We start from the raw sequence: 26,979 nt of genomic DNA, 5'->3' as shown, positions 1-26,979 counted from the left end.
ACTCCTGTTACGGACAAAATAAAGTATCGCGGGTATCTCTTCCTGTAGTTGGGTTAGTGCCTTTAGCCGTTCTGCACAATTTTTTTTGTTCATCAGGACGCAGCAGTACATCAGTAAAATCTGCGCCATCAACAATTGCACCATCAAACTTGGCATTAGCAGCAAAAGCACCTTCTAAAACTGCATTGGTCAAGTTTGCTTTAATCAGGCGTGCGGAGTCTAAAGTAGCGTTTGAGAGGTTGGTTCCTTGCAAATTGGCTGACTCCAAATTAGCGGCAAAAAAGCTCACACCTTGCAAGTTACTATTGCTAAAGTTACTTTGGCGAAGATTAGCTTTTGTAAAACTAGAGTCTGATAAATCACGTCCTGAAAAATCAGCCTCAATCAATATTTCTTTGTTGTAATCAAGCGCGAAAGCATTCGGCACGTCACCGAAAGCTACTGTCATGCTAAATAAACACAGTACAAAACTGAGTATGCTTGCCCAAATCCGATTGCTTAACCTAGAATTCATGGGTTTTTAACCAATGGCGAATCATCCTCCATCCCATTATCTCGATATTGGTCAACAAGGTGAAGACCTAGTTACACAATGGTTAGAGTCTACAGGTTGGCTGATTCTGCATCGCCGCTTTAATTGCCGTTGGGGAGAGATTGATATTATTGCTGAATATCAAGGGGGAGAGACACAGGAACCGAGTAAAAATATTTTACTCAACACTCAGAACTTGACACTTGCATTTGTGGAAGTAAAAACTCGTAGCCCAAATAATTGGGATGATGGAGGGCGGAGTGCTATTACCGCGCAAAAGCAAACAAAACTGTGGCGAACAGCCCAGGTATATCTAGCTAAATATCCCGAAAAAGCAGACTATAACTGTCGCTTTGATGTGGCTGTTGTGTCTTATCAGCAAAAATCACAATTAAAAACCGGGGTAATTTCGGCCCCGGATGCTTTATTTAGTTTATCGCTGCCTGGATACGAATTATATCTTCAAGAATATATCCCCGCAGCTTTTGATGCTTCAATCTTCTGAATTGAGATGAGGGCGAATAAGTCATTGGTAATGGCTTCAATATCTCAACAGCAATCGACCAATTAGAAATTCTTTCTATTCACCCTCACAATCAACAGTTTCAAGCCAAAGTTTCTGGACAATAACCTAATCCTCTGACAAACTGTTGTCGAAATGCTTCAATTTCTTCTCGCTCTGGGCTACCATGAGAGACGATCGCTACTTGATAGCGACGCATCACATCTACAGGAGATTGCCCTGCTTCCAAACTCCAAAGTGCCATTTGTACCCGCATTGGTGGTTCGTAGCTAATTCCCAATTCGTTAAGAAAAGCCCGAAAATCCCCATCGTCTTGGGCTGAAATTTGACTTTTGAGTTTGATCCTAACCACCCAGCCATCAATCTGATGAATGACAGTAACGAAAGAGACAGGTAACTGAGGTCTAGCGTGCAAATGTTGTACAGCCCTCAAGGTTAGACTGGCATTTGCCAGGTAATACAAGTATTCCATGTTGGTGCTTGGGATCAAAGCCAATCCTACACTTCTATCTTCATCAATAGATTCATTTCTTGGTAGGGTAGAAGCCCCCGTCTTCCTATGGGGAGTTTTACCCAATTTAGATGGGTCATTGCCTATTGCTCAATGATGTCAATCTTAAATCTTGATGAACTAAATTGGGTATTTCCTTAGAAAATATCAGATAAACCTGTAAAAAGTAACATAACTTTCAATGGAGCCACAAATAACAACAGAAAATTTTAATAAAGTTACTGCCCCAGAGCGAGAAGATACACAATTAGATTGTTCCTTAGCTGGATATGATTACTTACTGCCTCCAGAACTAATTGCCCAAAATCCTGTAGTTCCCAGAGACAGTTCTCGCTTGTTAGTGGTGAATTCTCCTAGTACAGGCGACACAACAGCACCACTACATCATATTTTTCGTGATTTACCCGAATTTCTCCGCCCTGGGGATTTGCTGGTCATGAATAATACCAGGGTGATTCCGGCAAGGCTTTATGGTTATAAGTCTACTGGTGCAGAAATTGAAGTCTTACTTTTAGAAGAACGGCAACATAACTGTTGGTTAGCTTTAGTTAAACCTGGTAAGCGTTTTAAAACTGGTTCAGAAATTATTTTTCCTAGTAAAGCGGGGGGTTTGTCGCAAAATTCTACGCTGACAGCGAAAGTTTTGGAAACTGATACAGCCACGGGAGGAAGATTGTTGCAGTTTAATCTGCCAGCAGGAAAGTCACTGGTAGAAGTGTTAGATACTTTTGGGGAAATTCCTTTACCGCCCTATATCACAACTACCCAAGCTGCTGATGAACAGTATCAAACTGTCTATGCCCAACAACCAGGAGCGATCGCAGCACCAACGGCTGGGTTACATTTTACACCAGAACTGCTAACAACATTGCGCGATCGCGGCATTAATCAAGCTTTTGTGACCCTTCATGTTGGTGTCGGCACATTTCGTCCGGTGGAAGTTGAAGATGTCACTACCCACGAAATGCACGAAGAATGGATTGAAGTACCTGCTGCTACAGTAGAACAAATCCGCGCTACGCAAGCGGCTGGTGGCAGAATTATTGCTGTCGGCACAACAGTAGTCCGCACCTTAGAAGGCGCAGCCCAATTTGGAGAATTGCAACCATTTTGTGGCAAAACTAACTTATTTATCTATCCTGGCTACCAATGGCGGGTAGTAGATGGGTTAATTACTAATTTTCACCTACCGCGTTCAAGTTTGTTAATGTTGGTGAGTGCTTTGATTGGTAGAAAACGCCTATTGAAAATCTACCAAGAAGCGATCGCTAGCCGATACCGTTTCTATTCTTTCGGTGATGCGATGCTGATTTTGCCAGAAGCCAAAGAAGCGCTAAATGCTGAGTAAAGGTATTTCAGCAAACTTCAAGCAATGGAAAAGTTAATATAAACAAGGCAAAACTTCAAACCTTTGCCCTGTCTTGCTGACAACGGAGAGGGGGGGATTCGAACCCCCGTTGACGTTGCCGCCAAAACGCATTTCGAGTGCGCCGCATTCAACCGCTCTGCCACCTCTCCAGGTAGGGATATACAAGGCAATAGATATCCAATTATAGCATACTGATAAAAAAAGCGATCGCCTGCTGTGACACCTATTCTAGATCCAGCAGGCATAGAATTCCTGTGATGAACACTGTATGATTTTTGAATATTTTCTACAATATTGTTTCTCATTCGGCAGTGATGACTATCCGCCATGCAACTGAAACTGATTTACCTGAGATCGTAGCTATTTACAATGCTGCAATTCCTAGCCGTCTCGCCACTGCTGATTTAGACCCGATATCTGTGGAAAGTCGCCGCGCTTGGTTTTATGGGCGCTCTCCTACTTGTCGTCCTTTGTGGGTAATTGAACAACAGGCAATAATTGCAGGCTGGCTCAGTTTTCAATCTTTTTATGGACGGCCAGCTTATGATTCGACTGCTGAACTGAGTATTTACATTTCCCCAGCTTTTCATCGTTGCGGTTTGGGACGAAAACTTTTAGATCAAGCCATTGAGCAAAGCCCTACATTAGGTTTAAAAACGCTTTTAGGTTTTATTTTTGCCCATAATCAACCAAGTTTAAAGTTATTTGAAACATCAGGTTTTCAACGTTGGGGATATTTGCCTCAAGTTGCCCAATTAGATGGGATAGAACGGGACTTAATTATTATGGGTTTGCGAATCGGGGAAAAGAAGTCTGAAGTCTGAAGTCTGAAGTCTGAAGTCTGAAGTCTGAAGTCTGAAGTCTGAAGTCTGAAGTCTGAAGTCTGAAGTCTGAAGTTTGAAGTCTGAAGTTTGAAGTCTGAAGTCTGAAGTCTGAAGTCTGAAGTCTGAAGTCTGAAGTCTGAAGTCTGAAGTCTGAAGTCTGAAGTCTGAAGTTGGAAAAGTGGGTGAAAGGGTGATTCATCGTCATGATGTATCTTCATACCTGGAACAGACTGATCCCACGATATGAATAATGATTACTATATTGATTCATCTATGGAAAAACCATAGATATTAATCAATAGATGATATTTATTAATTCAATCCATAGATATATAAGAATTAATTAGAGTAATTATCGCTGATTTATCTAATCAACTAATTCCCTTTTGCCTCAGATAACGGTAAGCTTAATCTAACAAAATTAAGCAAATATAAACTTGCGTTTTTGAATAGTGCATAGTGGCGGGATCAAAGCAATTTGGTGCCAAAACACTAATTTCTGTTTAAATCTAGGGGTATTTTCATGGCTCAGTTTCTACTAGAGACTGTTTGGCTAGTTCCTTTATATGCCTTAATTGGTGGGCTTTTAGCCGTACCTTGGTCGCCGGGGATCATCCGCAAAACTGGGCCAAGGCCAGCAGGTTATGTAAATTTAGTAATGACATTTTTGGCGTTTGTCCATAGTGCGATCGCCTTACAAGCAACTTGGAATCATCCACCCCAAGAAGTATTTATTCATTGGCTATCAACAGCAGGTTTAGATTTGACCATTGCTGTTGAACTTTCGTCAATTAGTGTAGGCGCGTTAGTAGTAATCAGTGGTTTAAATTTGTTAGCACAGATTTACGCTATTGGTTACATGGAAATGGATTGGGGTTGGGGACGCTTCTATTCTTTATTAGGACTATTTGAAGCGGGATTGTGCGCCCTTGCCTTATGTAATAACTTGTTCTTTAGTTATGTAATCCTCGAAGTCCTCACCTTGGGAACCTACTTGTTAGTAGGTTTATGGTTTAGTCAACCCTTGGTGGTAACAGGTGCGAGAGACGCTTTCTTAACCAAACGGGTAGGAGACTTGTTTCTGCTGATTGGGGTTTTAGGTTTATGGCCTCTGGCGGGAACCTGGGATTACAACGAACTGGCTGTATGGGCGAAAACTGCGGAAGTTGACCCCACAGTAATTACCTTAGTGGGTTTAGCCTTAATTGCCGGGCCGATGGGTAAATGCGCCCAATTCCCCCTGCACTTGTGGTTAGATGAAGCGATGGAAGGCCCTGTTCCCAGTACAATTTTGCGGAACTCGGTAGTTGTAGCCAGTGGTGCATGGGTACTGATTAAACTGCAACCAGTGTTAACTTTATCACCCTTAGTTTCTACTGTGATGGTAGCGATTGGGTCGGTGACAGCTATTGGTGCTTCGTTAATTGCGATCGCGCAAATTGACGTTAAACGCTGCCAATCTTATTCTGTGAGTGCTTACATGGGGTTAGTGTTCATTGCTGTAGGCACACAGCAAGATGATGCTGCACTGTTACTAGTACTTACCCACGCCTTATCTGCTGCCTTGTTAGTAATGAGTACTGGCGGCGTGATTTGGAATAGCATCAGCCAAGATATCACCCAACTAGGTGGTTTATGGTCACGTCGTCCCATCTCTGGTTTAGCGTTTATTATCGGCACATTAGGATTAATTGGTTTCCCACCACTTGGTAGCTTTTGGGCATTGATGAAATTAGCCGATGGGTTATGGGGAACTCAACCTTGGCTAGTTGGGATAGTTATAGCAGTTAACGCATTGACAGCCGTTAGTTTAGCTAGAGAATTTGGCTTGATTTTTGGTGGTAAACCTAAGCAAATGAGTGAGCGATCGCCTGAAGTTCACTGGCCGATGGTATTGCCAATGGTAATTTTATTCGGATTTGTCCTCCATTTACCTTTAGTGTTGCAAAGCTTATCACTCTTACCCGACTGGGCAAACCTCAATAAAGATGTCGCACTTCTACTAATTTGGTCAAGTATTTTTGGTTGTAGCGTCGGTGGCGTAATTTACCTCGGCAACATTCCCAAACCAGTCCGCTTACCCTGGAAAGGTTTGCAAGACTTGTTAGCTTACGACTTTTACACCCCCAAACTCTACCGCCTAACCATCATTTTCAGCGTTGCCCAACTGGCAAAATTTGCTGATATGGTTGACCGCTTCGTAGTAGATGGCATTGTTAACTTTGTTGGGTTGTTCTCCCTCCTCGGTGGCGAAGGCTTGAAATATAGCACCTCTGGACAAACCCAAACTTACGCCTTCACAGTCCTCTTAGGCGTTGGTCTTTTAGGCGCTTGGGTGACATGGCCATACTGGGGCGTACAGTTTTTAGAATTAATGTTTTAGTCATTTGTCATCTGTGGTTATAAATCCCTAAATTACCATGCTGAGTGTTTTAATCTGGACACCAATCATCGCTGCTTTAATTATTGGGTTTTGGCCTAGTAATGCTATTCCACCAAATCGCGTGCGCTTGGTAGCCCTTACCATATCTGGTTTAATCCTGTTGTGGAATCTATTCATCCTATTTAAATTTGACCTCAGCACTCCTGGGATGCAGTTTCAAGAATATTTACCTTGGAATGAAACCCTAGGTTTAAGCTACCAATTAGGGGTGGATGGGCTATCAATATTAATGCTGGTTTTAAATAGCCTCCTGACTTGGATTGCTATTTACAGCAGCAGCAAAGATACAGAACGCCCCCGCTTATTTTACTCAATGATTTTGTTAGTAAGTGGCGGTGTGGCAGGAGCATTCCTCGCAGAAAACTTACTGTTGTTTTTCCTGTTCTACGAATTAGAATTAATTCCCTTCTATTTATTAATTTCAATTTGGGGCGGTGAAAAACGGGCTTACGCTGGCATTAAATTTTTAATTTACACTGCTGTTTCCGGCGCATTAATTTTAGCCACCTTTTTAGGTATGGTGTGGCTGACAGGTTCCACTAGCTTTGCCTTTGATGCTGTCTCCACTCAAACCCTGTCTGCTGGACTGCAACTGCTGTTACTAGCAGGAATTATCCTTGGTTTTGGTATCAAAATTCCTCTCGTTCCCTTCCACACTTGGCTACCTGATGCTTATGTGGAAGCTTCCGCACCCATCGCCATTTTGTTAGGTGGTGTATTAGCAAAGCTGGGAACTTATGGTTTATTGCGGTTTGGGATGGGGATGTTCCCCAACGCTTGGAGTACTGTTGCCCCAACCTTGGCAATTTGGGGGGCAATTAGCGCGATATATGGGGCAGTAGTAGCGATCGCCCAAAAAGATATCAAGCGGATGGTAGCATACAGTTCTATCGGTCACATGGGCTATGTATTGCTGGCCAGTGCCGCTAGTACCTCTCTTGCCTTAGTTGGTGCAGTGTCCCAAATGTTTAGCCACGGCATCATCCTCGCCATTCTCTTCCATTTGGTAGGAGTCGTGGAAGCCAAAGCCGGCACACGCGAGTTAGACAAACTCAACGGTTTAATGAGTCCAATTCGTGGCATACCTTTAATTAGTGCCTTACTCGTATTAAGTGGGATGGCTAGTGCGGGTATTCCCGGTTTAACAGGATTTATCGCTGAATTTATCGTCTTTCAGGGCAGTTTCTCTGTTTTCCCCATTCCGACAATATTATGTGTTGTCGCCAGTGGTTTAACGGCGGTATATTTCGTCATCCTGCTGAACCGCACCTGTTTTGGTAGACTCGACAATGATTTAGCCTACTATCCCAAAGTTTTGTGGTCTGAAAAAGTACCCGCACTCATTTTGGCAAGCTTAATCATCTTTTTAGGAGTCCAACCTACATGGTTAGTGCGTTGGAGTGAGACCACAACCACAGCAATGGTAGCAGCAATTACCCCTGCGGAAAAAACCGTAATTTCTCAAGTTGCGTTGAAGTAAAAAGAGAATTACGCAACCGATACAGGAGAAAATATGAATCTCACCTTAATTCCCAGTGGTCTTGTAATGTTCCGCTTTTTAATAGCACCCTTCCTCCTGTGGGATGCTTGGGATGGTGATACGAGTATTTGGTTTTTAGTAGTTTTTACTGCTGCTTTTCTTTCCGACATTTTTGATGGCATTATTGCCCGGCGACTTGGTGTTAGCAATGCCAAATTGCGACAAGCTGATAGCTGGGCTGATACCTGCCTTTTTAGTTGTATCTTTTTAAGTGCTTGGCTGGGATACCGAGATATTTTGATAGCTTATCGCCTTCCTTTATTGATGGTGATTTTTGCTCAAATTGTGTGGTGGATAGTGAACTTAATTAAATATGGCAAACCCGCCAGCTATCACACTTACTCAGCCAAGTTTTGGGGAGTTACATTATTTATTGCCATTGTGGCATTGTTTGGATTTAACTACGCTGGCATAACTTTATGGCTAACTTGTATTGCCGGAACTATGTACAGCATCGAAGAAATTGCGATGACATTAATATTGCCAGTTTGGACGCATGATGTTTTGAGTATTTTTCATGCTTTAAAAATACGTCAGCAATTACAAACAACCGATATTTCTACTGTCTAAAAATACATTTAACATCCAGGAAACAACATGGTACAGACTCCAGAAAAAACTGTTACTACTAAACTTCCACCTTCTAAACATGAATTTGCGGAAGTAATTCATCGTTTAGAAGCAGGCGGTTCAATGTTACCAGACACGCCAGAAAACTTGATGCAAATTATCGGTATTTATAAAGCTTACGCTGTACCGATGGACTTTTACTGGCGAGACTTATTATATATAGCTGAACAGGTATTTTTAGAGCCATTTGCCTTTTTTAAATACTTCTTACCTCAAAAGTATTTAGACCTGCATAATCATTACGCTGGTGATACTGCTGATTTAAGAATTTGGCGCGGTGAAGCAACTGCCCATCCTGAACTTTTGGCATTTATGGAAAAGGGTGAAACCTTGAAAATGCCAAAATTATTGCATCACTTATTCCACGATCGCATCAACATGGAATTTGCGGAAGCTTGTATGCGGGCAATGCTTTGGCATAGACACATGTATGCGCCAGTCAATCAATTTGATGCGTATCTCGACTCCGAAGAATACAAAGCCAACGCTGACAGGGCAATTAAAGCCTACTTCCAAGGCAACCCCGTAATGCTGGGACTGTACAAACTGTTTCCGGAGATGTTTTTGGAACAGTGCCGCCAGATGTCATACTACTCTAACCTCGGCTTATTCTGGGAAGTCATGGCCCCGGTATTCTTTGAAATGTCCGACATCTACGACGAAGGCGGGTTTAAGGGCGTACCCGATGCGATGAACTTTTTGGTCAATGGCATATTTGCGATCGCTGGTCGTCCCATTTACCATCATGTTTATATCCGTGGCGAATGCTATGAAATCATCCCCAAATCAAAAGGCTTCACCTGGCTGTACGAAGCAGCATTACCCTACGTAGAAGCTGTATTCTACCGCACCGCCCCCTTTAGAGGCACAAAATCATACAACGCCCAAGCCGGACAAGTGCCTGATGACCAAAAAGATTTCCACTACGGCATTCTCTACGCCGATGTCTTTCCTGTAGGTACTGCTGGTATTCCACCAACATTATTAATGCAAGATATGTTGCACTTCTTACCACAATATCTTGTTGATTATTACAAACAACATTGCCGTGGTGAAGACGATATGTTGATTCAGTTGGGTATTAGTTTCCAACGCTCAATGTATAATGTGACTTCTGCGGTAATTCAAGCATTGAGAACTGCGCTTTTATATCCCTTAGATGACCCTAATCCTAAACATTTGCAAGCAAATCGTGAGTTTTTTGAACAACAATTAAGTCGCTTTACTCGCGCCGATTATGGTATGCGTGACGCTGCCCGTCTGCGGAATATTCAAACCCCAGATTATCGTTAATTAAATAGTGCAAAACTTTACCCGGATTTTTCACTTTTCATCATCCTTATCTAGAATATGTTTCGGCAAAACCGAAATTTAAACTTGAATTAGGCTTTGGAAATAATGGTGAGAAATCCGGTAATTTTTCTGTAAGGTTAAGTTGCGATTGTTTTGTACTATAGACTTATCCTTAATATTAAGATGGCGCATCTCCTGAATCTATTGTGCATCGATATTCGACTCTATCTTTGTCTGATGTTTATAACACAATGCGTAAGTTTTACCCTTCACTATTGTGTTGTCTTGGCAAAGGTCGAAGTCATACAACTCATTGCGCCATTGCAGGCGAAACTTCAGGCGTGTCCAACTAGGTGGTAATTTAGGACAAGCTATCGGGCCAAATTGCGTCATCCGCACACCAGCAAACCCATAAACAACAGACTGCCAAACGGCCCCCGCACTAGCACCGTGAATACCTTCGTGGGCATTGAGTCTGACATCTTCTAAATCTACTAGTGCCGCCCGTAAAAAATGGGTGTATGCTTCAGTGGGTTGATTTAGGTCGCAAGCTAAGACAGCTTGAATTGCCGGGCCAAGAGAAGAACCATAGGTATGGTCGGTGCGGGGGGTGTAATAGTCCCAGTTGCTGACTAAGGTCTGAATATCAAAACGATCGCGCAGCAAATACAGTAGCATCAATACATCCGGCTGTTTGAGAATTTGCTTTTGGTTAGTGGCTTCAATTCCTAACAAACTTTGTAGAGATTTACTTCGAGGTTCGTAGTCAGCGAGGTTAACATCTTCTAGTTGAAAAAAGCCTTCAAATTGCTCAATTAAACCTGTGGCTGTGTCTTGATTAATGAAGATACGTTCTTGAATTTCTGCCCATTGATGTAGACGTTCGGTAGTTAAATTCAGTTGTTGCGCTAATTGAGCCGATTTTTCTGGATAAGCTTGCTTCATCCAGTCCCACAATCCCAAAGCAGATTGTAAATGCCACTGTACCATCAGATTGGTAAAAGCATTATTATTGATGCGATCGTGATATTCATCAGGGCCAATCACATCTAAAATATCGTAGCTGTGGCGTTGCTCGTTCCACTGCACCCGACTTTCCCAAAAAACTGCGGTATCAAGGATGATGGATGCGCCATAGTCGCGCATCCATTCATCATCGTTGGTAGTTTGCCAGTAGTGCCATACCGCATAAGCAACATCAGCCGTGATATGCACTTCAATATCTCCACACCAAATCCGAATTAACTCACCGCTAGGACTAGGAACCCAACGCGGAGTCACTTCATCGCCAGTTGTCGCACTTTCCCAAGCAAACATCGCGCCTTGATATCCGGCTTCTTGGGCTTTGCGCCTGGCTCCTGGTAAGGTGTGATAGCGATATGTGAGTAAGTTTTTGGCTAAGGACGGCTGAGTGAAGGTGAGAAAAGGGAGGATGAAAATTTCTGTATCCCAAAAGATATGACCGTGATAGCCAAAACCAGAGAGAGTTTTCGGGGGAATACTTACTTGGTTATCACCGCGAGGCGCCACAGCAAGTATTTGAAAAAGATTGTAGCGCACACATAGTTGCGCTTGGCGATCGCCTTCAATCAAAATGTCGCTGTCTTGCCAGACTTGCTCCCAGGCGGCAATATGGGCAGCTAATAAAGTGCTATATCTTGGTTTCTCGGCTAGTCTGTGTAAAGCCGCTGCCATCGGTATCTGACATTCTCTAGATGTAAATACTGTGACAATCTTTTCTACAGTCAAGGTTTGGTCTGGCGCACATTCTAAGGTAGTCGTCAAAATTGGTAAACCAGTATAATTCTCAACTAAGATGGGTGCATTGTCATCACCTTCCACCACCAATTTAGCCGCCATGCCCAAGTGAATTTCTGAATGTAGAGTTTGGCTTTCTTGCCAGATAATTTGGTCGAAGCCACCTTGATGTATAGTCTGCCAATGGGGAATACCTTCGGTTGTTGGTACGGCTGTGATTTCTGCTTCAATGGTGATTTCTCCAGTAAAGTCTAAAGATGTGATTTGACAGCGCATTCCTAGAATATGAGGATCTGCTAAACCAGTAAAACGCTCAAAATGTAAATCTAGGGTATGACCTTGGGGACTGCGCCAACGCACATCACGACTCAGTAAACCTAAACGTAGGTCTAGGCGGCGCTCGTATTTTAAAATCTCTCCAGAATCCATACTAAAGCGATCGCCTGCCACAATCACTGCCAACGGCAACCAATTCGGACAATTCACCAATTCTGTATAGGCAATTTCCACATCATCATAAACACCATTAATCAGCGTTGCAGCTTTATCTTGGGGATAGCCTTCCTCAAAGCTTCCCCGCGTTCCTAGATAGCCATTACTGAGGGTAAAAACCGTTTCTTTATGGTGTAGCTGTTTGGGGTCAAATTCTGTTTCAATAATGTTCCATCCGGTAGCGTCAAACATTTGCTGAGTAGATGCAGATTTGGCAATAGATCCTTCATCAAGCATGAGCAATTAAACCTAAATTACTGTAGTGTTCGGTAGAATGAAATTTATAGTTAGGAGTTAAAATTAACTGCATCCTTACCTTAAAGGCAGATACCTGAATTTACTTTCACCAGCTAACTTTGACTGTTTGAATTATCATAACGCTCCTAATTTCATCCCTCTATAGCTAGATGTTATTAATAGCGTAGTTCTAATTTAAAAGATTCAGTCTTTCTACCAATTCATAAATTTATTTATTTACATCACCAACAGTAATTAATTTGTCAATTAATTGATATTTTGAATACAATTGCTTATCGGGATTGCCTTCTTCAATTTTTTCGACCATTGAATATTAGCAGCCTCAGCAAAAAGTTTGTCATACTAACCTCAATCATCAAAAAGTTTTCGCAAAAGTATGGCTTTTTGATGATGATAGATTGAATTTACTCACTCTAATTAACTTTTCTTCCCCTACACCCCACACCCCACACCCTACACCCTGCCTAAACCGATAAATTTGTGATCTACTGAGATTACATACCAATTACAACCCCGGCTTGTTGAAAAAGTCGGGGTTGCGAGTGTCGTTACTGATGACTGTTTATTTGCCTAAGCTAATAGTCATTTAAATTGCATCATTTTCATGGTGATAAAAGCTGCAAACCCTCTCCCTTTCTCCCTGCTCCCTGCCCCCTTGCGGCCTCAATGTGCAAACTCAATGGTTAACAGCTTACCTGAGCCGGAATTTTCTGAGCTTGCAAGTAACGATAGAGGCGATTGACCGCATTCAGATAAGCATAAGCGGCAGCTACTACAATATCCGTATCAGATGCTTGTCCCGAAAAGATGCGTTCTTCATAAGCCAAGCGAATTGTCACAGTTCCTAAAGCATCAATTCCGCCGGTGACTGATTGCACAGAAAACTCAATTAATTGATTAGGAATCTGCACTAAGCGGTTCATTGTTTGATAAACTGCATCTACTGGCCCAGTACCGACACTTGCATCTGTAAGAATTTTGCCATCGGGAGTGACAACTGTAATTGTCGCGGTGGGACAAGTGCAGTCACCGCAAATCACTTGGACGTGTTCGAGTTGAAAACCGCTTTCTACTTGAATTTGCGTTTCATCCCGAACAATGGCTTCTAAATCTAAATCAGACATTTCTTTTTTCTTGTCAGCCACTTCTTTAAAGCGGTTGAAGGCTTTGTTTAAATCAGCTTCATTCAGTTCAAAGCCTAATTCTTTCAGCCTGGTGCGAAAGGCGTTGCGTCCAGAGTGCTTACCCAGAACAATCCGGTTTTCTGGTAAGCCAATAGATGCAGCTTCCATAATTTCGTAAGTTTGGCGATGCTTAATGATGCCATCTTGATGAATGCCAGATTCATGAGCAAAAGCGTTTGCTCCGACAATTGCTTTATTCGGCTGAATGAGTATTCCAGTTAATTGCGAAACCAAGGAAGAGGTTTTATAAATTTCCTGGGTGTTGATATTGGTTAGAGGTACATCTGAATCTACAGAACGGCCAAAATATGAGTTGAAGTAATGTTTGCGTACTTGCAATGCCATGACAATTTCTTCTAAGGCCGCATTTCCGGCACGTTCGCCAATGCCGTTAATTGTACACTCCACTTGACGCACACCATGTTCAATTGCCGCTAAAGCGTTGGCTGTCGCTAAACCCAAATCATTTTGGGTGTGGATGGAAAGAATTACTCGGTCAATATTTGGCACATTTTCCCGAATACCTTGAATGAGAATTCCCATATCTTTGGGTGTGCAGTAACCGACAGTATCGGGAATATTGATGGTGGTTGCGCCAGATGCGATCGCAGTTTCTAATACCTGATACAAAAACTCTACTTCTGTCCGGCTAGCATCCATCGGCGAGAATTCTACATCTTCAACAAAGGATTTGGCATAGGCCACCATTTCTTGGGTAATTGCCAAAACTTCGCTACGAGACTTTTTCAACTGATATTGCAAGTGAATATCCGATGTCGAAATCATCGTATGAATTCGCGGACGCGCCGCAGGTTTTAAGGCTTCGGCGGCGGCTTGAATATCTTTACGGGTGGCTCTGGCTAAAGAGCAAATGATTGGGCCATTCGCTGTCCCGACTTGTTCGGCAATGGTTTTGACAGCTTCAAAATCTCCGGGACTAGAAACGGCAAAACCCGCTTCTATCACATCTACACCAAGGAGTGCCAGTTGATGAGCGATCGCGCTTTTCTCTTCTACATTTAGGGTTGCGCCTGGGGATTGTTCGCCATCCCGCAAGGTGGTGTCGAAGATGATAACTCGGTCTGTTTGAGATGCAATGCTCATAACTGTCTCCCAGGGAATTAGGGGAATGATGTTTTGTTACTTTGGATATTGTATACAATTTTTTGGATATTGTATACAATATAAAATATGAACTTAAATGATTTAGCGGCTAACTTGCTGCAACAACAACGCAGCACTCCCGATTTAATTGCCGATGCCTTGCGGGAAGCGATTTTGCGCGGCATTTTTCACGAAGGGCAATCTCTCAGACAAGATGAAATCGCCACACAATTTGGTGTGAGTCGCATTCCGGTGCGGGAAGCATTGCGCCAATTAGAGGCAGAAGGTTTAGTGACACTGCATCTCAATCGTGGCGCGATGGTATCGGTACTCACTGCAAGTGAAGCGCAAGAAATTTGTGAGATTCGCAGTGCTTTAGAAGTCAAAGCGATGCAGTTAGCAATACCAAAACTCAGCACAGCCGATTTAGAAAAAGCAGCAGTAATTCTCGAAGCCGCAGATCAAACCACCGATGCAGGTTTATTAGCGCAACTCAATTGGGAATTTCACGCTACACTTTACGCCAGTGCAGAACGTCCGCGACTATTAACGATGGTGAAAAATTTGCACGTAAATATTGATCGCTATGTGCGAGTACAGATGGCACAAATGGATTATCAAGAGCGATCGCAAAAAGAACACTATCAACTGTTAGATGCTTGCAAAAAACAGGATAATAAAACTGCTGTGCGGCTATTAAAAAAACATATCGACACCGCAGGCGAACAGTTAGTGATGTATTTATTGCAAAAATCTCAACAGCGATAGTGATAAAAAATCGGGGTTAGAGATTAGAGGCTAGGGTCTAGAGAAGAAAGTTGCTCATGTTTGATTGGAGTTTTTTCTCATGAGTAGTTAACTTAAAAAAAGTGCTGCCAGAATCAATTTTGAATTTAGGATTTTAAATTAGGATCATCTTTCAATCTAAAATCGGTAATCCAAAATCTAAAGTTCTTTTAGTCCCTAACCTCTAGCATCTAGTCTCTTTTTATAATATTGACAAACAGCGAAAATTTAATAATGAGAACAAAATTTGTCGTTGAATTCAGGGCTTAATTTATCTGAGTAGCCTGGTTACTCTCACATCATACTCAGTGCATCTTGGATGTTCGCTTCTAGCTTGAATTCGTGCCATCCCATCGGCTTTTTCTCTAGACTCAGCGTTAATCTCGTATCTTGACGTTCCGCATTGATAGGTATTGTTGGCTTGATCGGCATATTCCTTAATATCAACCAACACTTCAAAAGTGTGAACCATTGGAACCTCCTGGTGCAATTTGCACGCTGTGGAAATTAATCTCCAGTATATAAATACATATATGTACTGTTTTACAAGTAATACAATTCTTTATTGAAACCAATCACAAATTTGCATTAAGCGTTAACACTTGTAACAAAATAATTACTGTTTTTAAGCTTTATGTTGTAATTACCAATCAGTCATATCTCTAAGATTTGCGATGTAAACCTTTAGATATGACCAAAAGCTGTTGTTTTTGTGCTTTTATTGGCATCTTTGCCCGAGACAAAAAATATTTAACTTCAGACGCGAGGCTACTTATTTACAAACATCGACTACTGATTTTTGAGACTTTAATTTTAAAACGCGATCGCCTGGTGATCTGCGTTTAGAAATCGCATCCATAAATACAGTTTCATACCTGGTTATTGCCTGTTCAAAAGCATAATGCTCTAGAGCAAATTGTCTGCCCTTCTTACCTAACTGCTCCCCTAGGTGCTGATTGTGATATAACTGCAACACTGCATCAGCTAAAGCTTGGGCTGATTCTGGCTCGACAATTATCCCACCACCGCTTTCTTTAATTGCTGTGGCTGCTGTACCACTAGCAGGTACTGAACCAATGATGGGACGACCACTAGCTAACAGCAAGGGAATTTTAGAAGGCATATTAAAGGAAATCACATTTCGCTTTTGCACAATCAAACCTACATCCGCTGCGGCTAGCATTTGTGGAAGTTGTTCGCGGGGTTGTAATGGCAACAGTAAAACATTATCCGCCCCACAAGATAAACAATACTGCTGTAATCTGGCCAGTGCGATCGCTTCCCCTGCAATGACAAAAGTAATATGAGGAATGTGACGTAAACAAGCCGCAGCCGCAACTACCGTTTCTAAGCCTTGCGTCAGTGCTATATTGCCAGAATACATCACCACAAATTTCCCATCTAATTGATGAGTAATTTTCCAAGGATTATTCTCCCTTGGGAGCGGGCTAATGAAATTAACATTTACCCAATTAGGAATACAAACAATTTTTTTGGCAGGTACTTGTTTTTTGAGCAAATTTTCTAAAAAACCATCAGCAATAACGCTAATGGTTTGGGCATTTTTATAAGCAAATTTTTCTAAAACTTCGCAAAATCGAATCATCCATTTGTTGGTCATTAAGCCAACGCGCACCGCTGCTTCTGGCAAGATATCCTGGACATTCAAAATTACTGGACAGTTGTATATTTTTCCTAACAAAGCTGCTGGCAGTGTGACTAACAAAGGTGGAATCGTCAGGAGAATGACATCTGGTCGTTTACCTTTAATCGCTTGCGGTAAACTGGTAATAATAAAACTTAACTCTAATAACAACCTATCGATTAAATTTGGTTTTGATTTAATCCGCAAGTAACTGCGTTGAATTGTGACTCCATTAACTTTTTCTGTAACGTACCACTTACCTTGATATTCAGGATAAATTTCTCGCTGTGGATAGTTGGGCATTCCTGTAATTACCCTGACCTCATGACCTTGCTTCACTAGCCCTTCTGCTAGTTCAGTCATCAAAGGTGCTATTCCAATTGGCTCTGGATGGTAGTTATAGGAATAAATCAGAATTTGCATGAGTTAAGTATAAATTTTGTTAAGTCTTGCAGAAATTTTCCAGTATTTTTCTAAATATTGAATTATTGAATCTCCATACATATATGTGCTACTCCTGACTGTAATTCCCAAAGAATTTATTTTTTGACACTTTTATTTAACAGGCAGTTAGTACTGAGCATTTATTTTTGGAGATTGTAACATTTTACGCAAGAACTTTGTTAGGTTTTGATTATTTCATAGAAATTTTAAATTTTAATTGAATGTTACACGTATCAAGTAATAAAGTCAAACTGCGTTCTACTTGACTGGAAAATATAGCAATTAGATTGATTTTTAGACGCAGGAGTGGTATCAGAGAAGAGAGAGTAAGAGTAATTTATTTGTCATTCATTTATAACTACTATACCTATTTAAGGAGTAGCAGATGATATGCCTATTAATAGTATTTAATGTATAAACTTACTCGTAAAGATGAGCATTAATAAAATATCTTGACATAAATATCCCAAATGATGATTAATCAGTGTGATATTATATCACTGTTATTTGAATTGATGGGAATAGTGAAAAATTCAAGTAATTTTTGATTCAGGATTCGGCAAACAGAACTCAGAAGTCAGAAGTTAAGAGTAGTTGAGGATAGAGAGTCTATTATTACCCTGAAGAATGTGATGAAATTTTCTCACATTCTGACGCTTGGCTTATGACTCCTGAATACTTAACATTTTCGATATCTTGAGCGATCGCTGGTAAATTTTGATAAAAAACTGAATAAAATGCCTGTACAGCCATTAATTCTTCAATGATCTCAAACTCGCTAAGTCACAAAGCTAAATTCCGACAGCCGTCATTGCTAAACAAGCAAAGTAAGCGCTTATCTTCCTTTATACATTTCAATACTTTTGAGTACAATGACAATTTTTCCTATTAAGTAGGAATTCAGCAATAATTTTTTGCCTGAGCCAGTAAATCCTCTCAAAGTTATAATTATCAACCCTTAGCCCTAATCAACTCGGACACGGAAGCGCACAAAACCAAAATTAGTGCCAGATAAATAATTGAGAGTACCAAAATTTACTACTACCGCACCTGTGGGATTAGTCTGATTAGGACAAACATTATTCGTACTTAAAGGTGCTAAAGGCGAGAAAAAACTACCATCATCGCTATCATTAGCATTAGTTTTTGCTGTAGTTGTATTAGCTAAATTGACCAAAATACCACTAGCAGAAGCAAAGCTGTTGCTAATATAAGTTGTACCAGTAGGAATTGGGTCACAAAATCTCGCATTTTGTATTGGCTGGTTGCCATCTGCAAGAAAGTAAATTGTATATTCAACTTCATCCCCACTTTGTAAGGCCAATTGTGGACTAAGACTAGTAATTCCTACAGGTGGAAGTTGAGACCAGTCAGAGGCATTATCATTTTGATCATTGGGATCGTCAATAAAACTACCAAAGTTCACACCACTTAAAGGCAGACCATTTCTCACTATGTTTGTAATTCTTTTCACACCTCGTAACCGAAAGATAGGAGTTGGGATTGGAGTTGGTGTTGGTGTTGGAGTTGGTGTTGGTGTCGGTGTCGGTGTCGGTGTTGCAGAACTTACCGTTACCTCCTCTCCTGTAGTGGCTGGGTCATAACTAACACTTGTGCTTCCATTGACTGTAGTGCGAGTGGGGTCAAGATAAGTAGCCGTAGCACCATTGTTATACACTCCATCAGGCACAGTCGCAGCCACATCAGTAGTAAAGGTAATTTGCACACTTGCACCACCGGGAATATTAAAGTTGCCAAAATTCAATGTCGTTGCACCAGCAGTTGGGTTATTCACACTAGTGCGTGTTGCGCCACCATTCAAAGTCACAGTCGGAGCAACAGAGCCATCAAAACTAAAACCACTAGGCAAAGGATCGGTGATATCAATATTGGTAGCAGTTGCTCGGTTAGCTGCATTGGCAACAGTGATAGTATAAGTTGCCTTACCGGGCTTGATAATTGGCCCTGGCGTGCTGGTGGTTTTAGTAATAGTTAGCTGGGGAATGCATTCTGCACCAGAATTCGCACCAGGGATAGTACCAACACCTTGGCTGATGCCGCCTGTTCCTGCGGTAGCACCAAAATAAGGGTCAGTGGGATCAACCGGATCTTTTGCTGTACCGCTTTGCCCACCAGTAACGTTAACACTAGCACCGGCACTAGTAAAAACAACACCACCGCCGCCACCGCCACCAGGGCCATGCGCACCATCAAAAGGTTGATTGACGTTGCTAAATTTGACATTGCCACCATTACCGCCTCTGGCATTTACGGTTAAACCAGTAAGGTTATTATTGGCAGCCACCACGACCACGCTACCACCCGCACCGCCTCCGCCAGTACCATCCTGACGCACATCAAAAGCGGTGGCTCCATTAGCATTAATAGTGCCGCTACCACTGACACTGCCAGTACGAACTAATACCATACCGCCACCATTAGCACCACTACTAGCAATACCATTGGTCGGAACACCTATAGTTGCGCTAGTTGCCTGATTTGTTGTGCCTGCACCACCACCTAAGACAACACGACTGCTAGTAGCCGGAAAGTTAGCGCCACCAAAACCACCAACAAATAAACCAGATGTCCAAGAACGACCACCTAGACCGCCTGCACCTCCATTACTACCGCCACCACCACCGGAGTTTTCCGTGTTGTTAGATTGTCTACCATCAGTGCTACCACCACCAGCATTACCGGGTGAGCTACGGCCGTAACTCCCACCAGGATAGCCTTCAACACCAGTGTCAATGGCTGAGATGGTAGCTGAGTTTAGTACATAGTGAGGTGTGCCAGCAGTACCTTCTCCTTTAGAACCATTGGCATTGTTGGTTGATAAAGTTACGTAATCTGTATTAGTACCACTACCACCAGTTAGCTGACGACCTGCACCACCGCGAAAACCACGTCCACTAACATCTACAGTGGCGCTTCCTAAATTTAGGTTGCCTGCAACGTCGTAAATTAAAATTCCCCCTGAAGCACCGTTCCAAGGTGCGGCGGTGAGGCTAGAACTCATGGTGGCACTGGAATATTGCGGTACGCGGATAACTTGATAGGTTCTTTGTCCTTGAGTTCCAAATGGGGTATTGCTGTAGGAATTAATTAGTCCTCCACCATTGATGCCTTGAATGGGGATGGAACTGCCAGATATTGGCCCGGTTGCAACAACGTATTCGTAATTACCTGCGGTGAAGTTGGCATTGTTGAGGTTGCCACTAGCCCCTGTGGTTGCGGGAGCAAGGTTAAGATTGCTATTGTTGCCACCGCCAGAAACTCCATTACCGTAACTATCTGTGTTGCTGGAGTTAATATCTGCGCCTTGCATTTGGATGATGAGCAACAAATCACCAGCTGTAATGGGGGTGGTAGAACCGTTGGGGTTAATTGCACCGACAGGAATTGAGGTTGAACCTGCGGCAACGGTTGTATTTGTCGCACCAGGGTAGTAGGTGTTGATGATGCCACCTAAGCTGCTGGGGCCATCTTTGCCAGGGGTGGCACATAATTGGGGTGTGACTTGGGCTGTGGCTGGTGTTTGGGTGAGTAATATTAGGCTTTGATAGCTGAGGGTAGTGAGGATGAGGGTGATACTACGGATGAGTTTAAGAAGATGGTTGTGAGAATGGTGGGATTTTAGCATTTTAAATCAACCGCAAAGGGCGCAAAGGTATAAGAGTTAAAGAGGGTTTTTGTGTAAGTTTTGATTGATAGCAGTGGTTAGGACATTAGTAAATAACTTAGGACTTACGTATGAGCTACGGAATAACGAACCGCAGAGGCGCAGAGTTCGCGGAGGAATGAGAGTTTGAGAGATTTTTTGCGTAAGTCCTAACTTTTAACTCTGTCACCTTTTACCTGCCGCCTCCGATGGCTTCTATTTGTAAGTCTTTCTCTTGTTCTTCAAGGATGATTTCTAGTCCTCTGGTATCTTTGAAAATTATTTCTACTCGTCTATCTCTGGCTGTATCGATGACGGTGTTACCGGAGGTTCTGCGTTGTTTTTCGCCAAAGGATCGAATGGTCATTCTTTCGGCGGCAATGCCTTGTTTTAGGAGGTAATTTCTAGCGGATATGGCGCGGCGTTTGCCTAGGTCTAAGTTGTAGGCATCACTAGCGCGAATATCGGTATGACCTTCAATTTCAATGACAATGAAGGGATATTGTTGTAATACTTGGGCAATTTGGTTGAGGACTGTGCTGCTTTCTTGGCTGATGAAGTCTTTATCTAAGGCAAAGTGAATGATGCGGGGGACTTTGAGCCGGATGGGTTCTGGTTTTGGTTCGGGTTGTGGGGTTGGTTGGGGTGGTAGGGGGGCGCTGACACATTTGGGCGGTGGCGTTGGCGTGGGAGAGGGTGAGTTATTTTGTGCAGAGGGGTCTGTGATGATGGCGTTATAGGCTGGTTCGGATGTGCCGTATTTTGGATGGGTGGTGATCGCACTTATTCTCTCCCCAGACCGCAAACCTGCTAAACTACTGCTAAAGTTACCTTTTTCATCGGTAGTTAAGGTTGTGAGTGGTTCACTTAAGGGGCCGTAGTTCTCGTTTCCCTGGACGCGATATATTTGCACTTGAGTACCAGGGTCGGCTTGACCGCTAATTAAGGCTTGACCGTTTACTAGCAATAATTGAGAACTGGCAAATTCTGGTGCATTTACCGCGCCGTTTGCTGTTTCAAGTCTGCGGTTAGGGCTGTTGCGTTTGGGGTTGGGGCCGTCTCCTCGTTGAAAGTCACTGATATTTAGTTGTTGCTGGGTGTTAAGGTCAATACTTAAGCCTTCTAAGTCGCTAAACTTGTTATTTTGGATGATGTTAGCGATCGCACTACCAAAACTACCATGAGTCCCAAATGCTGTCACCGCTACTCCTGGCCCGGTTTGGTGGCGAATTTCGTTATCGCTGACTTGATTTGCGTTACCCATTAAGTAAACTGCGGCGCGGCGCAAACGTCTACCGTTAAAGGTGATGCGGTTATTGTGAATTTTGACGTTACCTGTGGGCTTGAATAAATAAACACCAGCCCCATCGTTACCGCAAATTAAATTTCCTTGCAGTTGGGAATTGGCAATTACGCCTTCTAACCTCACAGCATCAGGCATTCCAGCTATACCATTACCAACAATTATGTTTTCTGTCATCAAGGTATTTTCGGCGCGTACTGAGGTAATAATTGCACTACCTTCATGGTAAGAAATACGGTTACGTCTGATTGTTGTGCCGGTGCTGTTGAAAACGTAGACACCAAAGGCTGAGGTGTTCTCTGGCATTTTCTCATCTGGGGTAATGCCTAACCAGTTGTTTTCAATTACCACGCCTTTGGGGGGAATGTCTTTGTCTCCAAAGGGAAAATTACTGTTTGGTGGTTGTTGCTGTTGGGTATTGGGAGGCGGTAAGCGATGGGAAATAAAAATATCGGCTGGCGGTGTGGTTAAGGTTGCGCCTTGGTTCAGGGAACGGAAACCGTAGATACTTAAACCGTGAATCTGCACATTATCAGCGACTATCGTAAAACCACGCAATATCTCTTGGTTGGCGGCGGGTGTAATGGTGACTATTGGTTGAGGAATGGCAATTTCCGCCGTTGCTGAACGGGAAACATCGTAACTTGGTTGGCTAGTACCGTCTATGATTAATTTTGGTGTGGCTAGGGGTGGTAGTTCCTGTTGTAGTTGGATAGTGGTTTGATTTGGCGGTAAGTTAAATTCAATTCGCGCGTTGTCGTTGCTGGGTTGTATCTGCGCTTTTTCTTGGGTACTCAGTTTTTCTACGGGGAGATTACCGTTTACTAAGGCAATGGCTTCGCGTAAGGTGAGTTTGTCGTCTGGTTGTATTTGTCCGTCTTGGTTACTGTTGACTATAACTCGTAAGGCTGTGGGGGATGATTGAGCGATCGCAACTTTTGGCACTATCATCAACCATAAACAAACAACAATACAAATAGAACTCTGAGAAACTCTTTTTTGCGCCTTTGCGCCTTTGCGTGAGACAAAAACCATCTCATTTCTTAGCATCACTTCGACTCCAAAGCCACTGGTTGAATTACTGACTCTTGCTGTTGTGGTGGTACTACTTTTTGCCTACCAAAACCACCGAAAAGCTCGTTGAGTTTAAAGCTGATGTTTAAGTAGGGGCCGCCGGCGGAGCGATAACCGCTAAAATCTCGGTCATCTGCACTCCCAAACGCGTAACCTACACCAATTCGTAAATCTGGTGTTAAATGATACCCACCTTCGACAGCTAAACCAAATTCGTTGAAGCCTTGTTCTGGTTGACCTAACCAACGTCCTTCGACGGCTAAGTCTGTGCGGTAGCCTAGTTGATAAGTTGTGCGTAACTGTGCTAAGTGAACGCTGCTATGGTTGGTAAAATCTTCGGATAGGGAAGTAGAACTGCTGCGGAAGGCGTATTTACCATACAATTCCCATTGCCAGTTGGGTGCATAAATCGCTTCGGCGGAGAAAATATGATCTATGGAACCGTTACCGCTACCGGCTAATAAGGTATCGGGTGTGGTGGCGGGGTTTTGGCGATATTCGTACCCTAATAAAGCGTTGAATTTATCGTCGTTGGGGTCACGGTAAGCTAAACCGACGCGCAGATTTGCGGTGTCTCCTAATCCTTGCAAAAGTTGGTTTGCGCCACCTGCTTGTTGATAGCGTACCGCCGCAGTTAAAGCTGGGGAAAGTTTACCGGAGGCGGCGGCGGAAATTACGGTCTGATTACCTTCACTACCACTACGATGTTCTAATCTGGCGTTGGCTTGGAAATTGGGATTATCGGTGTAATCTAGGCCGATGCTGTAAACATCACCTGCAAATAAACCTAATGAGGAAGCAGTTTGTCCGACTGTGTAAGGTTGAGCAAATCTAATCCCTGTGGCGGAATCTCCAAAAATATCTTTGAAGATGTGTTCGTAACCAAGGCTTAATTTTAATCCTGGTGCGAGGCGGATACCGTGATTTAGAGAAACGGAACCTTGGTCTGTCATTCCATCAGCACCGCCTAAAATTGAGTAACGACCTCTGACGGTGGTATCTGGGGAAAATTTGTGTTCGACAATTGTATCTAGGCTGGTGATGCTATTGCCTTGTAATAAGCCACCTTCATAAAATTGGTGTGCTAGTCGCATACTTACGCCAGGATACAATGCCCAATCTAAACCGAATGTGGTGCGGTTGGGATAAAGTGGGTCGCTTTTACCTAAGTTAAGTTCGTTTTGCGCGTGGAATGTGAGTGATTCGGATAAGGGAACGTCAAGACGAGAGACTAACTGGCTGGCGTTTCCGTTGAATTGGTTAGTAATGCGGTCTTCGCGGGAACGGTTGACGTATTTCAGGCTTAAGTCTGATTGACCGATTTTTTGTTGAATACCTGCGCGGATGGTGGTGAGGGAATTATTAATTTTGCTTCCTGGCGCGGCTTGGGGTTGGGGGTTGAATAAGTCAATTAACTGGGTGCGTTCGGCTGGGGCGATACCAAAATTGTCTTCGCGATCGTATCCTAAGTTAAAGCTGGTGGTTTGTCCCAGTTTTCCAGTTAAGGATGCACCGTAGCGAGTTTGTCCGGGTGTGAAACTCCAAGTGGCATTATTGGCAAAGTTTTCGGTGACAGAACGATAGTAAGCTTGTCCTTGAAAGTTTTTACCAAGATTTGCACTAGCTTCTAAACGGTACGCAGAACCACTGACGTTACCAAAGGCGAGGGTATTGTGGCGAGAGTGTGCATATTCCCCGATAATTTGCCCAGAATTGCCTAAAGGTGCAAAGAAATCAAATCCGTATAGTTCAAAATCTTGCTGTCCTTGGTCTTCTTTGAGGTAACTTGCACCAATAAAGGGATTTCCGTTGGGACTATTTTCGGAAGTTATCAGGTTATATTGCAGTCGTCCACCGTAAAGTTTGCTGTCTTCTCCCGCGTCGTTTTGATAGGTGACAACGATGCGGCGTCCCAAAGTTTTACCAAAGGGGTTTAATTCTGTGGCGAAGATGGGACGACGGAATAATAATGTACCGCGATCGTAATCTATTTCATAGTCGGAACCACGGGATAAGGCTTTACGTTCCAAGACTGTACCGGGACGATTGATTTCTTCGGCTTCGATAAAGACGTTTTCACTACCGGGAATAACTAAGCGGCGAGAGAGGAAGTAGTAACCACTGGTTCCGTTGGGAGTAATTGCATCGCGTTGGAAGCCTTGAATGTTGTTGGCGTATAAGGCTGTTAGTTGCAGGTTGCCGAAGTTGTAGTTTCCTTTGAAGCCGTGGAGTTGTCTGGTGGTAGCTGTATATAACTGGGATGATCTAGCAAACTCTTCAGTGCTGTAATCACCCCACATAAAATAGTCTGATTCTGCACCTGGGATATCTGGTGTGCGTTCAATGCGAGCATACACACTATCTGTAGAAGGCGCAGTGTTAGTAAAGCTAGAACTATCACCATAAACTGGATAGTCTTTTTCACAAGATTGGATACCACCAAACAGACGGTTATCTCCGTTGCAGTCTTGATTTAGGGGACGTTTACTATTGAATGCGCCTGTAAATAACCAATCTCCAACTTTACCCGTGGCGAAGACGGCTGCATCTACATCTACATCAGTGCGACCGATTTTATCGGGGTTGAGGTAGTCGCGGAAACTACCTCGGTAATCCGTACCGCCTGCACCAATCCTCACATTGATGCTACCTGTAGCTAAGGAAGGACGTAAGTTGGTAATAAATTCTACATTAGTATAAGCTTCAATCTCTGCATCTTGATTAACAGCCGCGCGGATTTTTACATTTTGAGCGATTAAACCTGCTTGGAGTGTGGCTGTAAACTCACCTTTCCGCGCGAGTACCTGAAACCCTGCTGCATCTTTATCTTGGTCTGCACCGACAAATTGACCTGCACTAGCTGTTAAGGTGACAGAAATATCTTCGGTGATAATTTCGCCTTTTTCGTCGGTAATTTTACCTTGTAAGGTGATGAGAGAACGTCCATCGGCGGGAATTCTGGGTTCTTGGGTAGGTGCGATCGCAATTTTTTTCTGAACTTCTTCAACTGTGACTTTCACACTGGTTGATTTACCATCAGCACCTTGAGCCGTAATCGTATTTTCACCTTTATTTAACGGCACGTTATACCAAATTAAGGTGTTTAACTTTTGCGCTTCGTCTTTATGCAAGTATTGGGAGATAGACGTATCTATGGGTTTTCCATTCAACGTCACCGTGACTTGGTTACTAGGATGATATTGAACTCCCAAGTTAGTTGTTTTGGCAGTCGTTACACCTGCAACTGGTGTGATAATGCGAATTTCTGAGTTAATAGGAGTTGCGGCTGTTTTCGGTGTCTGCTTGGTTTCGGCTTTCTCTTCAGCAGTAAACCTATCTATATGATCTGAGGACATCGAGGATGGTGCAGCGTCTATCTCTTTGTCATTTGCAACTATCAATTTATCAGGTTGGCTTGGTCTTGGTGGAGAGAAAACAGCTTCTAGATCATCTTCTACAGGCGCGATTAACTCTGGAACATTGGGAGATTCGACTTTTTGTTGTGTTTGCGGTGGTGTTTGTGCCGCAACAGCTGCAACAGGCAGAATCGGAAAGGTACTACAAACGGTTAATACAGTTCTTCTAGTACTAATCTGCGTCAT

General features: G+C 42.9%; 17 protein-coding genes and 1 tRNA gene. 8 read left to right on the top strand and 10 right to left on the bottom strand.

What is annotated here, in order from left to right:
• Positions 1 to 7: 7 nt before the first annotated feature.
• On the bottom strand, positions 8 to 514 hold the full coding sequence (locus tag H6G69_RS14165) for a pentapeptide repeat-containing protein (protein ID WP_190687785.1): 507 nt from the start codon (positions 512 to 514) through the stop codon (positions 8 to 10).
• Between the two features lie 13 nt (positions 515 to 527).
• Here H6G69_RS14165 and H6G69_RS14160 point away from each other — a divergent pair, with 13 nt between their 5' ends.
• A complete protein-coding gene (locus tag H6G69_RS14160; RefSeq protein WP_190687782.1) occupies positions 528 to 1,037 on the top strand; it encodes a YraN family protein in 510 nt (169 codons plus the stop codon).
• A gap of 100 nt (positions 1,038 to 1,137) precedes the next feature.
• Here the strand turns inward: H6G69_RS14160 and H6G69_RS14155 are convergent, their stop codons facing one another.
• The gene (locus H6G69_RS14155) at positions 1,138 to 1,527 is read right to left on the bottom strand and encodes a DUF732 domain-containing protein (RefSeq protein WP_190687779.1); all 390 of its coding nucleotides are present in this window, start codon (positions 1,525 to 1,527) and stop codon (positions 1,138 to 1,140) included.
• A 220-nt stretch (positions 1,528 to 1,747) separates the two neighbouring features.
• On the opposite strand from H6G69_RS14155, the gene queA reads away from it, so the two are divergent.
• Complete coding sequence (gene queA, locus H6G69_RS14150) at positions 1,748 to 2,914, top strand: tRNA preQ1(34) S-adenosylmethionine ribosyltransferase-isomerase QueA (RefSeq protein WP_190687777.1); 1,167 nt, start codon at positions 1,748 to 1,750, stop codon at positions 2,912 to 2,914.
• 83 nt (positions 2,915 to 2,997) lie between these two features.
• On the opposite strand, the gene H6G69_RS14145 is transcribed toward queA, so the two are convergent.
• Positions 2,998 to 3,084: transfer RNA gene (locus H6G69_RS14145), tRNA-Ser, on the bottom strand.
• Positions 3,085 to 3,249: 165 nt separating this feature from the next.
• On the opposite strand from H6G69_RS14145, the gene H6G69_RS14140 reads away from it, so the two are divergent.
• The 5 genes from H6G69_RS14140 (at position 3,250) to H6G69_RS14120 (ending at position 9,665) form a co-directional block, all read left to right on the top strand.
• Entirely contained in the window at positions 3,250 to 3,759 is a 510-nt protein-coding gene (locus H6G69_RS14140) for a GNAT family N-acetyltransferase (protein WP_190687775.1), read from the top strand.
• Between the two features lie 523 nt (positions 3,760 to 4,282).
• Entirely contained in the window at positions 4,283 to 6,142 is a 1,860-nt protein-coding gene (locus H6G69_RS14135) for an NAD(P)H-quinone oxidoreductase subunit F (RefSeq protein WP_190687772.1), read from the top strand.
• Between the two features lie 37 nt (positions 6,143 to 6,179).
• Entirely contained in the window at positions 6,180 to 7,682 is a 1,503-nt protein-coding gene (locus tag H6G69_RS14130) for an NADH-quinone oxidoreductase subunit M (protein WP_190687770.1), read from the top strand.
• Between the two features lie 33 nt (positions 7,683 to 7,715).
• Positions 7,716 to 8,312 (top strand): CDP-alcohol phosphatidyltransferase family protein, encoded by a 597-nt coding sequence (locus tag H6G69_RS14125; RefSeq protein ID WP_190687766.1) that lies wholly within the window; start codon positions 7,716 to 7,718, stop codon positions 8,310 to 8,312.
• A 27-nt stretch (positions 8,313 to 8,339) separates the two neighbouring features.
• On the top strand, positions 8,340 to 9,665 hold the full coding sequence (locus H6G69_RS14120; protein WP_190687763.1) for a CO2 hydration protein: 1,326 nt from the start codon (positions 8,340 to 8,342) through the stop codon (positions 9,663 to 9,665).
• Positions 9,666 to 9,866: 201 nt separating this feature from the next.
• Here H6G69_RS14120 and H6G69_RS14115 read toward each other — a convergent pair whose 3' ends face one another.
• Positions 9,867 to 12,152: a glycoside hydrolase family 65 protein gene (locus H6G69_RS14115; RefSeq protein ID WP_190687760.1), complete on the bottom strand. Its 2,286-nt coding sequence runs from the start codon at positions 12,150 to 12,152 to the stop codon at positions 9,867 to 9,869.
• Positions 12,153 to 12,856: 704 nt separating this feature from the next.
• On the bottom strand, positions 12,857 to 14,461 hold the full coding sequence (locus H6G69_RS14110) for a 2-isopropylmalate synthase (protein WP_190687757.1): 1,605 nt from the start codon (positions 14,459 to 14,461) through the stop codon (positions 12,857 to 12,859).
• A gap of 87 nt (positions 14,462 to 14,548) precedes the next feature.
• Here H6G69_RS14110 and H6G69_RS14105 point away from each other — a divergent pair, with 87 nt between their 5' ends.
• Positions 14,549 to 15,229: a GntR family transcriptional regulator gene (locus H6G69_RS14105; protein ID WP_190687755.1), complete on the top strand. Its 681-nt coding sequence runs from the start codon at positions 14,549 to 14,551 to the stop codon at positions 15,227 to 15,229.
• Between the two features lie 289 nt (positions 15,230 to 15,518).
• Here the strand turns inward: H6G69_RS14105 and H6G69_RS14100 are convergent, their stop codons facing one another.
• The 5 genes from H6G69_RS14100 to H6G69_RS14080 all read right to left on the bottom strand — a co-directional run bounded on the left by H6G69_RS14100 (position 15,519) and on the right by H6G69_RS14080 (position 26,979).
• Complete coding sequence (locus tag H6G69_RS14100) at positions 15,519 to 15,719, bottom strand: hypothetical protein (RefSeq protein WP_190687752.1); 201 nt, start codon at positions 15,717 to 15,719, stop codon at positions 15,519 to 15,521.
• Positions 15,720 to 16,019: 300 nt separating this feature from the next.
• Positions 16,020 to 17,315, bottom strand: coding sequence for a glycosyltransferase family 4 protein (locus tag H6G69_RS14095; RefSeq protein ID WP_190687749.1), 1,296 nt, complete (start codon positions 17,313 to 17,315; stop codon positions 16,020 to 16,022).
• A gap of 985 nt (positions 17,316 to 18,300) precedes the next feature.
• Entirely contained in the window at positions 18,301 to 20,982 is a 2,682-nt protein-coding gene (locus H6G69_RS14090; protein WP_190687746.1) for a DUF11 domain-containing protein, read from the bottom strand.
• A 211-nt stretch (positions 20,983 to 21,193) separates the two neighbouring features.
• Complete coding sequence (locus H6G69_RS14085; RefSeq protein ID WP_242072063.1) at positions 21,194 to 23,254, bottom strand: OmpA family protein; 2,061 nt, start codon at positions 23,252 to 23,254, stop codon at positions 21,194 to 21,196.
• Positions 23,255 to 23,352: 98 nt separating this feature from the next.
• Positions 23,353 to 26,979, bottom strand: a complete 3,627-nt coding sequence (locus H6G69_RS14080) for a hypothetical protein (protein ID WP_190687743.1) — start codon at positions 26,977 to 26,979, stop codon at positions 23,353 to 23,355.

This window comes from Nostoc sp. FACHB-110 (assembly GCF_014697425.1).
Lineage (GTDB): Bacteria > Cyanobacteriota > Cyanobacteriia > Cyanobacteriales > Nostocaceae > Nostoc_B.
This window is presented reverse-complemented; position numbering and strand designations above follow the sequence as displayed.

Coding starts and splice junctions, on each gene's coding strand:
- H6G69_RS14125 (WP_190687766.1), top strand. CDS start 7,716: ATGAATCTCACCTTAATTCCCAGTGGTCTTGTAATGTTCCGCTTTTTA.
- H6G69_RS14105 (WP_190687755.1), top strand. CDS start 14,549: ATGAACTTAAATGATTTAGCGGCTAACTTGCTGCAACAACAACGCAGC.
- H6G69_RS14095 (WP_190687749.1), bottom strand. CDS start 17,315: ATGCAAATTCTGATTTATTCCTATAACTACCATCCAGAGCCAATTGGA.
- H6G69_RS14085 (WP_242072063.1), bottom strand. CDS start 23,254: ATGATAGTGCCAAAAGTTGCGATCGCTCAATCATCCCCCACAGCCTTA.
- H6G69_RS14110 (WP_190687757.1), bottom strand. CDS start 14,461: ATGAGCATTGCATCTCAAACAGACCGAGTTATCATCTTCGACACCACC.
- H6G69_RS14080 (WP_190687743.1), bottom strand. CDS start 26,979: ATGACGCAGATTAGTACTAGAAGAACTGTATTAACCGTTTGTAGTACC.
- H6G69_RS14140 (WP_190687775.1), top strand. CDS start 3,250: ATGACTATCCGCCATGCAACTGAAACTGATTTACCTGAGATCGTAGCT.
- H6G69_RS14120 (WP_190687763.1), top strand. CDS start 8,340: ATGGTACAGACTCCAGAAAAAACTGTTACTACTAAACTTCCACCTTCT.
- H6G69_RS14115 (WP_190687760.1), bottom strand. CDS start 12,152: ATGCTTGATGAAGGATCTATTGCCAAATCTGCATCTACTCAGCAAATG.
- H6G69_RS14165 (WP_190687785.1), bottom strand. CDS start 514: ATGAATTCTAGGTTAAGCAATCGGATTTGGGCAAGCATACTCAGTTTT.
- H6G69_RS14090 (WP_190687746.1), bottom strand. CDS start 20,982: ATGCTAAAATCCCACCATTCTCACAACCATCTTCTTAAACTCATCCGT.
- H6G69_RS14130 (WP_190687770.1), top strand. CDS start 6,180: ATGCTGAGTGTTTTAATCTGGACACCAATCATCGCTGCTTTAATTATT.
- queA (WP_190687777.1), top strand. CDS start 1,748: ATGGAGCCACAAATAACAACAGAAAATTTTAATAAAGTTACTGCCCCA.
- H6G69_RS14160 (WP_190687782.1), top strand. CDS start 528: ATGGCGAATCATCCTCCATCCCATTATCTCGATATTGGTCAACAAGGT.
- H6G69_RS14155 (WP_190687779.1), bottom strand. CDS start 1,527: ATGGAATACTTGTATTACCTGGCAAATGCCAGTCTAACCTTGAGGGCT.
- H6G69_RS14135 (WP_190687772.1), top strand. CDS start 4,283: ATGGCTCAGTTTCTACTAGAGACTGTTTGGCTAGTTCCTTTATATGCC.
- H6G69_RS14100 (WP_190687752.1), bottom strand. CDS start 15,719: ATGGTTCACACTTTTGAAGTGTTGGTTGATATTAAGGAATATGCCGAT.